Genomic DNA, 15,570 nt, shown 5'->3' on the forward strand with positions numbered 1-15,570 from the left:
TGATACAAAAAATAAGCTTTTAATTTTATAGCAAATCACTTTAGTATGCTTTTAAACTCATATCCAGGCTTTTCACAGAATGTGTAAGCGCACCCATTGAGATAAAATCAACACCGCATGCAGCATATTCTGCAACATTCTCTTCGGTTATCCCTCCGGAAGCTTCTGTAATAAATTTACCATCGATTAATGCAACTGCAGCACTAAGGGTGTCGAAGTTAAAATTATCAAGCATAATACGGTCTACACCACCAATGGCTAAAACCTGCTTCAGTTCTTCTAAATTTCGAACTTCAATTTCAATCTGCAGGTTTTTATTTTGATCGGCAAGATACTTTTGGGCAGCTGTAATTGCGTTTGAAATACCTCCGGCATAATCCACATGATTATCTTTAATCAGGATCATATCATATAAACCAATCCGGTGATTTACACCACCACCTATTCTTACAGCCCATTTTTCTAAATAACGAAGTCCGGGAGTAGTTTTACGGGTATCTAAAATTTTGGTTTTAGTTGATTTTAGCAGAGAAACAATGCGATGGGTTTTGGTGGCAATACCACTCATGCGTTGCATACAGTTTAAAACCAAACGCTCTGCAATTAAAATAGAATGGGTACTTCCGGCTACGGTTAAAGCGATATCGCCAACTTTTACGGCTGCGCCATCCTTCAATAATACTTCAACTTTCAGATCAGCATCAACTTCCTTAAAAATCTCAATCGCCAATTCAATTCCGGCCAAAATACCATCTTCTTTGATAATGAGCTTTGCTTTTCCCTGCGTACCGGAAGGAATGGTAGAAAGTGAGGTATGATCGCCATCACCAATATCTTCGGTAAGGGCATTTTTTATGAATTGATGTATAAGTTTAGTATCCAAAATGTAGGCTTTATGCCGCAAAAATAAGAATTATTTGGCAAAACTCTGCTGATTTCAGATTTAGGCTAATCTTTAACAGGCTCAATTCTCAGTTCGGTGATCGAAAAGCTGGTATTGAATTTTTTCATCGTGATGGAAACCCTGAAAGTTTCTTTTGCGGTATTTAAGATAATTACACCGAATCGATAATTTGGATTGGTATTAATTTTATGAAAAATACTTGTTTTAACCGGAGGATGTTTCACGAAAAAATCTCTCAAAATCTGTTCACCCTGTGCTTTTGAGTAGACATCTTCTTCATCAACCATGATCAGTTCGATGGTAGAAGCAAAACTTTTGGCAATTTCTTTAGCGTTGCCCGCTTTAAAATACGAGGATAAATCATCAATAATATCAGCCTGGAAGGCTTTACTACTATATAATGACGACAAACTAATAATGAATAAAAATAAGCTCCGGATCATTTCTGTATTTTATACAGAACCCTATAGCTAAAATTATGCCATTAGCATATCAAAAAAAGGATTTCTTAATTTGTATAAGCTTCAATAAACTTATATTTGCCATATAAACAAAACACTAAAACATGTTATACATGAAAATGTTTTAACGTGGATCAATAAATTTTACAATAAAGATGGTAAACGATAAAAAACTCGCGCTAATAATCCTTGATGGTTGGGGCTACGGAAAACAAGACAATTCTGATGCTGCTTATGCTGCCAACACTCCTTTTTTCGATTCGTTATTACAAAAATACCCAAATTCTAAGCTCGAAGCATCTGGTGAAGCCGTAGGTTTACCTGCCGGACAGATGGGCAACTCAGAAGTTGGGCACATGAATTTAGGTGCCGGCCGTGTAGTTTACCAGGAACTTGGAAGAATCAACAAATCGATCACCGATAGAGAATTACACCACAACCCTATTTTGCTAAGCGCATTCGATTATGCTAAACAAAACAACAAAGCGGTACACTTTATAGGCCTGGTATCAAACGGTGGTGTGCATGCCCATATCGAACACTTAAAAGCTTTATGTGATGCGGCCAATGAAGCAAACGTGCCAAATACTTTTGTTCACGCGTTTTTAGATGGCCGTGATACCGATCCAAATTCGGGTTTAGGTTTTATTACCGATCTTCAAAACCACATTCAAAACACCAATGCCAAATTGGCTACACTAGTTGGCCGTTATTATGCAATGGACCGCGATAACCGTTGGGAGCGTGTTAAACAGGCTTATGATGTAATGGTAAATGGAATTGGCGAAAAAACTCAGGATGCTTTAGCAGCCATTAAAAAATCGTATGCTGATGGGGTAACAGATGAGTTTTTAAAACCAATTGTTTTAACTCAGGATAACGGCGCTCCGGTTGCTACCATTCAAAACGACGATGTGGTGATCTGTTTCAATTTCCGTACCGATAGAGGCCGTGAGATTACGACAGCTTTAACCCAAAAAGATTTCCCTGAGCAGCAAATGCACAAATTGCCATTGTATTATGTTACCATGACAACTTACGACGAAAGTTTTGAAAAGGTAAACGTAATCTTCACCAAAGATGATTTAGTACAAACCATCGGCGAAGTGTTAGCTAACAACAATAAAAATCAAATCCGTATTGCCGAAACTGAAAAATACCCGCATGTAACTTTCTTTTTCTCTGGCGGAAGGGAAACAGAATTTGCTAACGAGAAACGCCTATTAATCCCTTCACCAAAAGTAGCTACATACGATCTTCAACCAGAAATGAGTGCTGCAGGCATTACAGAAGCCATTACCCAAGAAATGGAAACCGGATGGGCTGATTTTATCTGTTTAAACTTTGCCAATCCGGATATGGTAGGCCATACAGGTGTTTTTGAAGCCGTAATTAAAGCGGTTGAAACTGCTGATAAATGCGCTGAAGAAGTGGTAAAGAAAGGTTTAGAACACGGTTATTCATTTATTCTTTTGGCCGATCACGGAAATTCTGAATTTATGGTAAACGGTGATGGTTCTGCCAATACCGCACATACCACCAACCTGGTTCCATGTATTTTAATCGATAATGATTATAAAACCATTGCTGATGGTAAATTAGGCGACATTGCCCCTACTGTTTTAAAAATATTAGGTGTTGCCATTCCAGCAGAAATGACAGGAAACGTTTTAGTATAATGACTAAAAAACCTTATATCCTGGTATTTGCTTTGGCCTTATTTTCCTGTAATCAGCGAAAAGAAGCCGAAGCAAATACTGATTTGAAATATTTCGATATTAAAGGCTATTTCGGAAAAGAAATTTCGCGTATGCAGCAGTTAAACCCTGATGTGGACAAAACCGTTAGCATTAATGGAGCTTCAGAAAACAAAAAGTCGAAAATTGCTGACTGGAACAAAGAATTAGCCATTTTTGTGAATGCCGATATCAATAAAACTTCGTGGAAAGGAAGTTTTAAAACGGTTAAACAGAATGGAACTGATATTTATACTTCTGACAGTAAGAAAATCCCGATCAAGAAAATTTCTGTAACACAGCATGGACAGCAAGTGGATAAAATAGAGATCATTCTCGATAATAAAAACATCCTTTACCAATCGCAGGATACTTTAACTTATTTTCCTGATAGTGTATATGCCATTAAAAAGAAACAGAAAATAAAGCTTTTAAACGAAAAGAAATATTCCATTATTGGAAAGCTGAAATAAAAAAAGGGGAGCCGAATATATTCGGATCCCCTTTTTCCATTTTGATTATTAGTTATTTTAAGCTTGTAATCTGTGCTTTATCATAAGTAACCCAATCAATAATATCTTTTCTTAACGGTTGCAAAGTTAATACCTTTTGAAAATCGGCAATTGAATTATTGAACAATGCTACACAAGCTGCTTTTTCTTCTTTTTTCTTGGCTTTAAAAGATTTAAAAATCGCGAAATCCTTATAAGCTAAAGCACGGTTCTGAAACATCTGCGCATCTTCATCCCCATTAATCTCGATGGCTTTTGTAAAATCTTTGAGAGATGCCAGATAAAAGTTTTCGCGCATTGTGTTTAACGATTCTTTTGGATCGTTAGCAATTTTTAATCTTGCAATTCCACGGTAATAATAAGCCGAAACTTCGGTTGGTTTAACCGTTAATAAACGGCTGTAAGTGGCAATACATTTCTCATATTCGCGGTTCTGAAAATATGAATATCCAAGCATCTGTAAAACCTGTGCATTATCAGGCGTTTTAGCATCTGCTTTTTCCAGTTGCGCAGCGGCAGTTTTATAGTCCCCTTTCATCATAGACTGCATACTTCTTTCATAATTGCTCTGTGCAAAACTAGCTGTTGATGAAAAAATAATGAGTCCTAAAATCGCCTTTTTAAAATAGTTCATGTATGAGTAATAAGTTTAACAAATCAAACGCCTATTAAAATTATAGGAGAATTTTTTTGCAATATAATTCTATTCTGATAATTTAAAAGTTTTTAATTTTTCTTTCATTCAAAACCAAAGGCCTTAAACATTAGCTTTAACGTTAAAATATGCTTTATATGATATTGACGGAAATATTTATGTTACTCTGCCTTTTTAACATAAGATTAATACTATTTTCACTTTGGCACAAGAGTTGAATTTATTAACTTAATACCAAAATTAAACAAAGTGAATACGATTAAACTGCCAGTTTGTCGTTAGCGGAAAATGTGATAATGAGTAAACAAGATATATTTGATTTCCAATCAGCAATGCCAATCATCAACGAAGATACAGAGTTTTTCCCCCTTATGTCTCAACAGGACGAAGAGGAAATGAACAATGAGGAAACCCCTGAAACGTTGGCCATATTGCCTTTGCGAAACACCGTTTTATTTCCTGGCGTAGTGATTCCCATTACGGTTGGGCGAGATAAATCAATTAAATTAATTAAGGAAGCCTACAAGGGAAATAAAATTATCGGAGTGGTATCTCAAAAGGATGTTTCGATAGAAGACCCTACTTTTGAGCAACTTAACACCGTTGGTACTGTAGCAAACATCATTAAGCTGTTGCAGATGCCTGACGGAAATACCACCGTAATTATACAGGGTAAACAACGTTTCAGCCTGATTGAAGAGGTACAGAACGAGCCTTATATTAAAGCTGTTGTTAAAAAGTTCGAAGAGCAGAAACACAAGGCAGATAAAGAGTTCAAAACATTGATCGCTTCTATCCGTGAGATGTCTGCACAGATTATTCAGCTTTCTCCAAATATCCCCAGTGAGGCCAGCATTGCGCTTAAAAACATCGAGAGCAATTCATTTTTGATCAATTTCATTTCTTCAAACATGAATGCCGAAATGGCCGATAAGCAGAAAATCCTTGAAATGGATAAATTGCAGGAAAGGGCCCAAAAGGTAATGGAGCTTTTAATGGTCGAACTGCAGATGCTGGAACTGAGAAACCAGATCCAGTCTAAAGTGCGTACCGATCTTGATAAGCAACAACGCGATTATTTCTTAAATCAGCAGTTAAAAACCATCCAGGAAGAACTGGGCGGTAATTCTGCCGATTTAGAATTTGATGCCTTACAGGAAAAAGCCAAAAAGAAAAAATGGGCTAAACCGGTTGCAGATCATTTTGATAAAGAACTGGATAAGCTAGGTAGAATGAACCCTGCTGCCCCAGATTATTCGGTACAGTTAAATTACCTGGAATTACTTTTAGATTTGCCATGGAGTGAGTTTACAAAAGATAATTTCGACCTAAAAAGAGCACAACGTATCTTGGATAAAGATCATTTCGGTTTAGAAAAAGTAAAGCAACGTATTATCGAATATTTGGCGGTACTTAAATTAAAACGCGACATGAAAGCGCCGATTTTATGTTTGGTTGGTCCTCCGGGAGTGGGTAAAACCTCTCTTGGTAAATCAATTGCCAAAGCTTTAGGTCGTAAATATGTGCGTATGGCTTTGGGCGGCATCCGCGATGAAGCTGAAATCCGTGGTCACCGTAAAACCTATATTGGTGCAATGCCGGGCCGTATCATTTCTTCCATCAAAAAAGCCGGGGCAGATAATCCTGTTTTTGTTTTAGATGAGATTGATAAAGTAGGTACCGATCACCGTGGCGATCCGTCATCTGCTTTGCTGGAGGTTTTAGACCCTGAGCAGAACAGCGCTTTCTATGATCATTATGTAGAAATGGATTACGATTTATCCAATATCCTTTTTATAGCTACGGCAAACTCATTAAGCACCATACAACCTGCTTTGTTAGACCGTATGGAGATTATTGAGGTAAACGGCTATACCATTGAAGAAAAAATAGAGATTGCCAAAAAATACCTGTTGCCAAAACAGAAAGAAAATCATGGTTTGCAAACCAAGGATATTGCCCTTAAACCAGCCCTGATTGAAAAAGTGATAGAAGATTATACAAGGGAATCGGGTGTTCGTGGTTTAGAGAAAAAGATAGGTTCGTTGGTACGTGGTGTAGCTACAAAAATCGCCATGGAAGAAACCTACGAAGCCAACTTAACCAATGATGATGTAGAGCGTATTTTAGGCGCACCGATTTACGATAAGGATTTATATGAAGGCAATGAAGTTGCTGGTGTGGTAACAGGCTTAGCCTGGACAAGCGTTGGTGGCGATATTTTATTCATCGAATCGAGTTTAAGCCCAGGAAAAGGGAAATTAACCCTAACCGGTAATCTGGGTGATGTAATGAAAGAATCAGCAGTGATTGCTCTGGCTTATTTACGTGCTCATGCTGCTGAATTTGGTATCGATTACACTTTATTTGATAACTGGGATGTTCATGTTCACGTTCCGGCTGGTGCTACGCCAAAAGATGGTCCATCAGCAGGTGTAACCATGCTTACAGCATTAACCTCTGCCTTTACACAACGTAAGGTAAAACAACATTTAGCTATGACTGGTGAGATTACCCTGCGTGGAAAAGTACTTCCGGTGGGTGGTATAAAAGAAAAAATACTGGCTGCAAAAAGGGCAAACATTAAAGAAATTATCCTTTGCAAAAGCAACCGTAAAGATATTTTAGAGATTAAAGAAAGTTACATCAAAGATTTAACCTTTCACTATGTAACCGAAATGAGTGAAGTAATTGAAATGGCCCTGACTAAAAACAAGGTTAAAAAGCCCTTGGATTTAAGCATAAAAATTGCGCCGATTGTCAACTAATTGGTAAATCTTTTGGATTAACGATCAAAAATCCAATTACAATAAATACTTTTATAGTCCCGATAACCATCGGGACTTTTTTTATGAAATCGATTTTATCCACTATAGTTTTTTGCCTGGTTGTTTCAACTGGTTTTGCTCAATCATTTAAAAATGAATTTGGTTTTAAAACCGAAAACGATGCTTATTTGGCTACACTAAACGACCGATATTACACCAATGGCTTATTTATATATTTCCGCAGGGCACTTAATACCGAAAAACTTTCTGATAAAATAGAGAAAAAGACTTTTGAAATTTCTGCCGGACAGAAAATGTACACACCTTATTGGGGGCAGGTACCTAACAAAGAAGATCAGGACAGGCCTTTTGCAGGTTACTTATATGCTGGTGGTGCTTATTCTGTTTTTTATAAAAATGAAAGTGTTTTAAAAACCAGTGTAGAATTGGGTACCGTTGGCCCAAATTCACTTGCCCAGGATGCGCAACGTTTTCTACACAAAACCGTGGGTTTTTATACCCCGGCAGGCTGGGACTACCAGATTAAAAATGAAGTAGCTGTAAATTTCGCGGCCAATTATAGCAAATTACTTTTCAGACCAGATGACCCTATTTTTGATATCAGCGGGCAGGGTTATGCCAATTTAGGAACAACCTTTTCGGGCTTGGGCGCATCAGCACTTTTAAGGATTGGTAAATTAAATCAATTGTTCAACAGTGCTTACCACAATGCGGTAATCGGAAATTCGAAAACAAAAAGTTTAAATAAATCGGAGTTTTTCTTTTATGTAAAACCACAGCTTAATTTTGTGGCTTATGATGCTACAATACAGGGAAGTCTGTTTAACAATAATAGTCCGGTTACATTTGGCGTAAAACCGATTGTTTTTGAGCAACAATTTGGAGTAAATTATAGCTCGAAGCGATTTACAGCTGATTTTAACGTCATTTTTAAAACAAAAGAGGTTAAAAGTGTGGCTAAAGCACAGAATTATGGTGCTTTGAGCTTATATTATAGGTTTGGGAAAAGTTAGGTTAATCGGTTAACTGTTTGAACCGGTTAATTGAGTAGTTAACTGTTAACTGATAATTGGAACCTGGCAAAGGTTAATTGTTTAAATTGGTTAATTGATAATTACAGAATATGAAAAAAGTGATTTTCTTTACAATTTTGTTATTCCTACTCGGTGTGGTTATATACAATTCATATCCTGAAAAGAAATTGCCTGCCAATGCGGAAATTGATTATATCCTTGTAAAAAAATCTGACCGGCAATTATTAGCATATTCAAAGCAAAAACTGCTTAAAACTTATCAGATTTCATTAGGTGATAGTCCTATTGGACATAAAGAATATGAAGGTGATGAAAAAACCCCTGAGGGAGGTTATACCATTAACGCCAAAAACCCAAACAGCGGTTATCACAAAAATCTAGGCGTATCTTATCCAAACACAAAGGATATAGAAAAAGCAAAATTACTGGGCAAGGACCCTGGCGGCGACATTAAAATACATGGAATCAGAAACCATATAGGTTTTATTGGTAAATTTCAAAGGCTTTTTGATTGGACCAATGGCTGTATGGCTTTAACTAATGCAGAAGTAGATGAGTTGTATTATGCCGTAAAAATTGGAACCAAAATAGATATCAGACCTTAAATTTTAATATGACAATGGTTAGCTAATATCAAAAAAGGGACAATTAATGTCCCTTTTTTGATATTTTAATTTGTCAGTTTAACCGCCTTAGCGACGTAGTACTGATCGAGGTAAGCTTTTACTTCAGCTTTTTTAACTGCATCATCGATAAAGTTATAGAGCGGAGCGAAACCATCATCTGAAGCGCCTATAAAAGTTGTTTTATCTTCTATAGTAGAAGCCACCCAATTATTAAGGTTCACAACAACTCTGTTATTTATGGTTTCGGGTTTTAATTTGCTAATATCACCTCCTGTTGAACTATAATAAATCTGTGCAGAAGTATTATCATTCAAGTCGCGTAAGTTAGGATCATCCAAATAGCCGGTAGGCAAGCCAAAAGTTCTTTTTAGTGTATAACGCAATCCTTCCATAATAATATTATCTCTTCTTCCACCTTGAGGCGCTTCTGCCTGATAAACAACGTCAAACTTAGAACCTATTTTTATGTTTGTTAAAACATGTGTTCCATATTTATTAACAAGTTCCTGAGCAGATAATAAAGTAATATCTCTCTTAAAATCTGCTGTCAGAAATTTATTTACTGACTGATCGTTATAGAACTTATATATTTTCCATATTATGTAATATGAATAGTGGCCATAAACATATTTTTTATTAGTAGCATCTGTTTCTGGAAATACCTGATTAATGGTATTTCCAAAGAGTTTTAAACCCTTGGTTGCATCATACGAATTAGAGAGTTTTGTTGATAAATCAAAGGCACTTTCGGCCTGAGTAGTCCTCCAAGAAGATTGTGTACCTCTTATAAAAACAACGTTATATTTTCTGTCGGCATCATAAGCTGAAATATCAACTACATTTGCCCTTACAGAAGATAGGTCATTAAACTTATCTGTAACATCATATCCGAATCCTAAAAAATTAAAAGTTTCTGATGCCGGGTAAAGCGGTTTAACATCTTGTTTTGCTCCTTTAACTGTAAAAGGAATATTAGGCGATAATTTTTCTTCAGGAACAGGATTTGGAATTTCTTCGGAGTTTTTCTTGCAGGCAGCAAGTGTGGCCATAAGGGCCAGCGCTAAAATTGTTCTTTTCATTTGGTTAATTATTTGTGTGTGTGCCCAGCACTGTCAATTTTTATGCCATTGACATCCACAAATTTTAAACTCAGACAGACTTCCGCAAACTACAAATTAAAACAACTAAAAAAATAGTAGAAAAGTATACGTAAGCCTTTAGAAATCAATTATTTTCCTGTTTCTCTTTTTCTCAGCCGTTGAAGCTTTATTTTTTAACCTTTTTTCGATAACATCTTTTGGAATTTTGGTCGGTTTTCGTTTTTTCTGTACAACAAGTGATCTTTTTAATAAATCGATCAGTTTTACGATGGTTTTCTCCTTGTTTAACAGCTGGCTCCTGTCTTCCTGCGAAACAATGTGCAAAAGTCCTTCAGTATCCAGGCGGTGCTGAAGTTTTTCCTTTAAAAGCCCTTTCTCCTGCTCGTTAAAGTGCTCGAAAGAATCAATACTAAAAATAAGTTCAACCTTACTCGAAACTTTATTTACGTTCTGCCCCCTTTGCCCCCACTTCTGGAAGTTTTGAAAGTAACAGCTCGTAAAATTTCTTCTCTTGTAGGCAACATGCTGCAAAAGTAAGAATTTGGTATTAATAAAAGCTTATTCTCCTTCTTTGGTTTCGCTCACTTTACTTCTAAGGTCTACAATATCTTTATCCAACTGGTAAATTCCTCCCCTATCGTTGCCCACCAATTGCAGTTTTTCCAACATGGTTTTTGCCATTTTTTCCTCTTCCAATTGTTCATCCAGGTACCATTGAAGAAATTTAAAGGTGAGGTAATCTTTTTCGTTTAGCGAAAGTTCTACCAGATCGTTAATACTCTTCGATACCAATAATTCATTATCTAAAAAATCCTGAAAAACTTCTATCACTTGTCCAAAAGAGTTTTTGGGCATATCTAAAGCCGTCACAATGGCATGTCCGTCGCGGTCGTTAATATAATGGATCAGTTTAAGCATGTGGTGGCGTTCTTCATCACTCTGACGGTAGAAAAACTCGGTATAACCTTCTAAACCGGGTTGTGTTTCCAACCATGAGGCAATGCCCAAATATACTTGTGATGATTCGGCTTCTAGTTTAACCTGATTATTCAGGGCCTCCAGCATTTTTTCAGATAACAACATAATGGTGTATTTAATTTAACTATAAACACATCCGGTAAATCAATGTTTTAGCATTATCTTGTTTAGAATCTATCTTTATATCTTCAAAAATTCAGCATTCTGTTTCTATTTTTTACCTTTGCGCTACGATGAAGAAAAACCTGGTAATAGCAATAGATGGCTATTCATCTTGCGGAAAAAGTACATTAGCAAAAGCATTGGCTAAAAAATTAGGTTTCATTTATGTAGACAGCGGGGCGATGTATCGTGCCGTTACGCTCTATTTTTTAAGGAATAATATTGATGTTGCTGATGACGCTAAAGTTGTTGATGCTTTACAGCACATTGAACTGAATTTCCACTCCCGCGATTACGAATCGCACATTACCCTTAATGGCGAAGAAGTTTCTGATGAAATCCGTTTAATGCCCGTTTCTGAAAATGTAAGCGAAGTTTCGGCACATAAAATTGTACGCCATGAAATGGTGAAACAACAGCAACGCATGGGTAAATCTAAAAACATCGTAATGGATGGCCGTGATATTGGCACCACCGTTTTTCCTGATGCACCGGTAAAATTCTTTATGACGGCTGATCCAAAAATCAGGGCCGAACGCAGGTTTAAAGAACTGGAAAGCAAAGGAAATAACGAACCCACATTAGAAGAGGTTTTCGAAAACCTTGCCCACCGCGATTATGCGGACACCACCCGTAAAGAAAGTCCGCTGGTAAGGGCCGACGATGCCGTGATACTGGATAATACTGATCTTACCCAACAAGAACAATTAGATTTTGCTCTGGAGAGAGTTAATCCGTTTTTGGTTCATTAGTTCAATGGGTTAACTGGTTAATTGTTTAAATCGGTTAACTGACACCCTAGCTATGGGCCACCAACCTTAACTACCAAGCCCTTTAACTCCCCTCAGGGTAACACACCGAGGGGAATTGTTGCAATCGGATAATTGACTCCAAAACCCAAACGCTAATCTGCAAACTGATCGGCTCCAGACTATCAGCCATGAACCCATCAGGCTATTGACCTTTGACTTCAGAAAAAATTTCATATTTTTAGCACCTAACCCAAATGTTGCTATGAAATTAAAATCAATTTACCTTACCGTATTATTTTTATCCCTCTTTATCCTAAATGTGAATGCCCAAAAAGGCTGGATTAACCTGTTTAATGGAAAAGATTTAAAAGATTGGAACATTAAAATTGCAAAACACGACTATAAAGAAAATTATGCCAACACTTTCCGTGTAGAAAACGGTGTAATGAAAGTGAGTTATGATGGCTACAAAGAGTTTGACCAACAATATGGACATATTTTCTATAAAAAACCTTTTTCTGCTTACCTTTTGAAAGTAACTTATCGCTTTATTGGTGAACAGGCTAAAGGAGGCGAAGGCTGGGCAACACGCAATAGCGGAGCCATGTTACACTGCCAGGATCCGGCAACGATGTTAAAAAACCAGGATTTCCCGATTTCTATCGAAGGGCAAATTTTAGGCGGAGATGGCGAACACGAGCGCCATACCAGCAATGTATGTACTCCTGGAACATTAATTAATTATAACGGTAAATTGTTTACGCCACACTGTTTGGATTCTAAATCTAAAACCTATGCTGGCGACCAGTGGGTAACAGCAGAATTTTTAGTACTGGGCGATTCGGTTATAAAACACATTATTGAAGGTGAGGTTGTACTTGAATATACCAAACCTCAGATTGGCGGTGGCAATGTTTCTAATTTCGATCCGAAAGTTAAAATAGATGGCAAACCTTTAACCTCTGGTTATATTTCTTTACAGAGCGAAAGTCATCCTATTGAGTTTAAAACAGTGCAGCTTTACGATTTGGAAGCTTATATGAAGGATAAAGCAAAGCTGGATAAAGTACTGGCGAAAATATTAAAAGAGTAAACCATATCAGTACTTATATGTTAAATGATGATGTAAAGAACCTTACACCTAAATTTATACGATGCTCCATATCCCTTTATTTAAACGCTTTGCCCTATTATTCTTTCTTTTTGCGACAAACGTCGCATTCGCGCAAAAAGCCCATCAGGTAAAAGATATCCCCGATCCTAAAAAAAATGGTGGCGGTTATGTAAGTGATCCTGACAAAATTTTGGGCAGCGACGCCGTTTCGCAGCTTAATAGCACCATTGCTGATTTTGAAAGCAAAACCAACGTGCAAGTGGCTGTAGTGGTGGTTAACGATTTTGACCACGATAAAGAAGATTTCGATTTTGCTTATGAACTGTTCAATATCTGGGGAATAGGCTCTAAAACGAGTAACAATGGTTTACTATTGTTTATCTCGAAGGAGCGCCGAAAATACAGGTTTATTACAGGTACTGGTGCCGAAGGTGTTTTACCTGATGTAAAGCTAAAACACATTGCTGAGCAACAGCTTTTACCAGCATTTAGAGAAAATGATTTTGCCACCGGAATTACCAATACCATTAATGCCATTGGTGAAATTATTTTAAATCCGGAGAATAAATCCGAGCTTAATCAATTTTTTACCCAACACGACAACAGTAATAATTTAGAAAATTTCTGGTTGCCTACCGGGATAATTTGCCTGCTTTTTTGGGGAGTATTTAAAATTGTGAACAGGCAGGCTAAAAATGCGATCAAAACGTCCAAAGCGGATGATGGCAAATATGAGAAGATTGGCAAAGGCTGTGCAGTTGCGATGATCATCACTTTTGTAACTTGCTTTATATTCTTCTTTTTTGGTGGTTTTAAATTAATTGAAAAAATAAAGCTGAAAGATGTTCCAATCATTTTATATGTTGTTTTAGCGCTTGCACTTTTTGGCAGGTACCTTTTCCACATTTCAGCATTGCGAAAAATGCACAATGACGATAAAAACTTCTTTAATTCGGTAAGCACCTTTAACAAAAAGAATTTTTGGCTGATTATTTTTTCTCCGCTTGTCCTGATTACTATTATTACCTATTTATTCAAAAGGGTTAAAAATATCAGTCGCTTTAAACCGGTTCTGGATAGCAAAAACCAGGAAATGGTGCGTGTAGACCGGGACCTAAATATTGAGGGTGAACCTTTTTTAACAAGAGGGCAACGTAAAGAGGAAATAGTGAAAGCTTATGATTATGATATCTGGGAGAGTACAGATCACAAGGAGCATATTATTAAAGCATGGCCTGCTGAAGCGTATAATAGCTATACCGAATGTCCTGATTGTTATTTCAGAACCTACCAACTCAACAAACGCGTAACCACAAAACAGGCTACTTATAGTCATGAGGGGCAAGCGAAACTTATAAACGAGTGCAGTTTTTGCAAAAAAACAGAATTTATAAAGTGGATTACACTGGCCATGCTTGTCGAATCCAGTTCATCATCCTCTTCTTCAAGTAGCAGCAGCAGCTCTTCCTCTTCATCAAGCAGTAGCTGGGGTGGTGGAAGCAGCAGTGGTGGTGGTACGGGTGGAAGCTGGTAGTGTTAAATCAAATTAAATGACCAGGAAAAATATTTTGATAGCGCTAGCCATTTTCATCGTTCTGCTTATTATCTATATGGCTAAGTTTACGGCCATCAATATCGCCTTATCGAAATTATCATTCCCTAATCAGCTTAAACATTACCCCTATTTGAATCAAGGCGCCCAATCAGAAAATTTTGGGGTGGAATATCTTTTCTATGACCCGGCCAATATAGATTACGATACCAAAACGGCTAGTTTTATTATAACTACGGCACATGTAAACCAGGATTTTGAAGTATACCATAAACTCGATGCAAAAGGTAATTTAACAGACTCGCTGGTAAACGACAGCAGTGCCATCCATACTTTTCATAATGAAGGTGTGGTTTTTGGAGAAGATTATTTTATCGATTGGTGCACATCGGGCAATAAAAACAGACAGCCTTTTGTTGATTTTTTGAACCATGATTTTAAAATGGATGAAAAGGTATGGGAAGAAATTTTTGAAGCCAATTACAAAAATACAACTGCAGTAACTTATAAACCATCAAAAGACTGGCATTCTTTAACTTTTTATTTTAAAATGGATAAAGGCTGGCTCGCGATGAATACACTTAAAAATGATGAGCGGATTTATCAGGATATGGGCTCTGAAAATGAGCTCGATTTTAAGGGTTATCCGGTTAAAGGAAATCGATTTGTTGCTTTAAAAAGCAGTATAACTGGAAAATACCCATTATTAAGTTATAAAAACCAAAATGATGGAGAAACCCGGCCTTACAACTGGAAAGATCCGAAGAACCCCATCAATTTAAAGTATTTTAAAAAGGAGAACTTACAGGGCCGGGCGCCATATACCGGACTGCCACAAACCTGGGGTGGCGATGCATACTTAACATTGAAGCATAAAAATGAAGTGATCGGTTTTAAGGAAATTGCACTCAAAAATGTTGGATTTTCCACTGAGCCAGCAATCGACTTAAATTTATACCAGGTACCGCAAGCGTTTGAAAATAAAACAGACGTTGCTTTTATTATCCTATCATACGGCACAAATATTGGCGACCGCGGTGGAAACGGACTTTATGTGGTTAAAAGAAAATAGGAACCAGGTGTTTTTTAATGCCTGATTGGGTGCAGGATAAAATTTGTAAAAAAATCTTTTCTCATCTTCTGGAATCATTACTAAAAGAATTTCTATTTTTGGCATAATAATGGCTCGCTCTGC

General features: G+C 37.0%; 15 protein-coding genes. 9 read left to right on the forward strand and 6 right to left on the reverse strand.

All coding sequences use genetic code 11. The annotated features are described in order from the left end of the window. Nucleotides 1-40: 40 nt before the first annotated feature. Together nadC and H9L23_RS15640 are read right to left on the reverse strand one after the other, a co-directional pair. Nucleotides 41-883 (reverse strand): carboxylating nicotinate-nucleotide diphosphorylase, encoded by an 843-nt coding sequence (nadC, locus tag H9L23_RS15635; RefSeq protein WP_187591290.1) that lies wholly within the window; start codon nt 881-883, stop codon nt 41-43. A 65-nt stretch (nt 884-948) separates the two neighbouring features. Further along, the gene (locus H9L23_RS15640) at nt 949-1,314 is read right to left on the reverse strand and encodes a DUF4783 domain-containing protein (RefSeq protein ID WP_246474711.1); all 366 of its coding nucleotides are present in this window, start codon (nt 1,312-1,314) and stop codon (nt 949-951) included. A 206-nt stretch (nt 1,315-1,520) separates the two neighbouring features. On the opposite strand from H9L23_RS15640, the gene gpmI reads away from it, so the two are divergent. After that, nucleotides 1,521-3,044, forward strand: a complete 1,524-nt coding sequence (gpmI, locus tag H9L23_RS15645) for a 2,3-bisphosphoglycerate-independent phosphoglycerate mutase (RefSeq protein ID WP_187591292.1) — start codon at nt 1,521-1,523, stop codon at nt 3,042-3,044. Next, nucleotides 3,044-3,574: a hypothetical protein gene (locus tag H9L23_RS15650; protein WP_187591293.1), complete on the forward strand. Its 531-nt coding sequence runs from the start codon at nt 3,044-3,046 to the stop codon at nt 3,572-3,574. The genes gpmI and H9L23_RS15650 overlap by 1 nt, the downstream gene beginning before the upstream one ends. A gap of 52 nt (nt 3,575-3,626) precedes the next feature. Here H9L23_RS15650 and H9L23_RS15655 read toward each other — a convergent pair whose 3' ends face one another. After that, complete coding sequence (locus H9L23_RS15655; protein ID WP_187591294.1) at nt 3,627-4,247, reverse strand: tetratricopeptide repeat protein; 621 nt, start codon at nt 4,245-4,247, stop codon at nt 3,627-3,629. A 317-nt stretch (nt 4,248-4,564) separates the two neighbouring features. On the opposite strand from H9L23_RS15655, the gene lon reads away from it, so the two are divergent. From lon to H9L23_RS15670, 3 genes are all read left to right on the forward strand, one after another. Continuing rightward, nucleotides 4,565-7,036 carry an endopeptidase La gene (gene lon, locus H9L23_RS15660; RefSeq protein ID WP_187591295.1) on the forward strand — a complete coding sequence of 824 codons (2,472 nt, stop codon included), beginning with the start codon at nt 4,565-4,567 and terminating at the stop codon, nt 7,034-7,036. 83 nt (nt 7,037-7,119) lie between these two features. Continuing rightward, nucleotides 7,120-8,070 carry a lipid A deacylase LpxR family protein gene (locus H9L23_RS15665; protein WP_187591296.1) on the forward strand — a complete coding sequence of 317 codons (951 nt, stop codon included), beginning with the start codon at nt 7,120-7,122 and terminating at the stop codon, nt 8,068-8,070. 110 nt (nt 8,071-8,180) lie between these two features. Next, complete coding sequence (locus tag H9L23_RS15670; RefSeq protein ID WP_187591297.1) at nt 8,181-8,696, forward strand: L,D-transpeptidase family protein; 516 nt, start codon at nt 8,181-8,183, stop codon at nt 8,694-8,696. 65 nt (nt 8,697-8,761) lie between these two features. On the opposite strand, the gene H9L23_RS15675 is transcribed toward H9L23_RS15670, so the two are convergent. The 3 genes from H9L23_RS15675 to H9L23_RS15685 all read right to left on the reverse strand — a co-directional run bounded on the left by H9L23_RS15675 (nt 8,762) and on the right by H9L23_RS15685 (nt 10,900). Next, nucleotides 8,762-9,796 carry an MAC/perforin domain-containing protein gene (locus H9L23_RS15675; RefSeq protein WP_187591298.1) on the reverse strand — a complete coding sequence of 345 codons (1,035 nt, stop codon included), beginning with the start codon at nt 9,794-9,796 and terminating at the stop codon, nt 8,762-8,764. Nucleotides 9,797-9,934: 138 nt separating this feature from the next. Continuing rightward, entirely contained in the window at nt 9,935-10,348 is a 414-nt protein-coding gene (locus tag H9L23_RS15680; RefSeq protein ID WP_246474712.1) for a peptide chain release factor-like protein, read from the reverse strand. A gap of 27 nt (nt 10,349-10,375) precedes the next feature. Beyond that, a complete protein-coding gene (locus H9L23_RS15685) occupies nt 10,376-10,900 on the reverse strand; it encodes a ferritin (protein ID WP_223190986.1) in 525 nt (174 codons plus the stop codon). A 128-nt stretch (nt 10,901-11,028) separates the two neighbouring features. On the opposite strand from H9L23_RS15685, the gene cmk reads away from it, so the two are divergent. From cmk to H9L23_RS15705, 4 genes are all read left to right on the forward strand, one after another. Beyond that, nucleotides 11,029-11,709: a (d)CMP kinase gene (gene cmk, locus H9L23_RS15690; protein ID WP_187591299.1), complete on the forward strand. Its 681-nt coding sequence runs from the start codon at nt 11,029-11,031 to the stop codon at nt 11,707-11,709. 262 nt (nt 11,710-11,971) lie between these two features. After that, nucleotides 11,972-12,802 (forward strand): 3-keto-disaccharide hydrolase, encoded by an 831-nt coding sequence (locus tag H9L23_RS15695; protein ID WP_187591300.1) that lies wholly within the window; start codon nt 11,972-11,974, stop codon nt 12,800-12,802. Nucleotides 12,803-12,863: 61 nt separating this feature from the next. Beyond that, nucleotides 12,864-14,357, forward strand: coding sequence for a TPM domain-containing protein (locus tag H9L23_RS15700; RefSeq protein WP_187591301.1), 1,494 nt, complete (start codon nt 12,864-12,866; stop codon nt 14,355-14,357). 16 nt (nt 14,358-14,373) lie between these two features. Further along, nucleotides 14,374-15,447, forward strand: coding sequence for a hypothetical protein (locus tag H9L23_RS15705; RefSeq protein WP_187591302.1), 1,074 nt, complete (start codon nt 14,374-14,376; stop codon nt 15,445-15,447). Nucleotides 15,448-15,570 lie beyond the last annotated feature (123 nt).

It is taken from the genome of Pedobacter roseus, assembly GCF_014395225.1.
GTDB lineage: Bacteria > Bacteroidota > Bacteroidia > Sphingobacteriales > Sphingobacteriaceae > Pedobacter > Pedobacter roseus.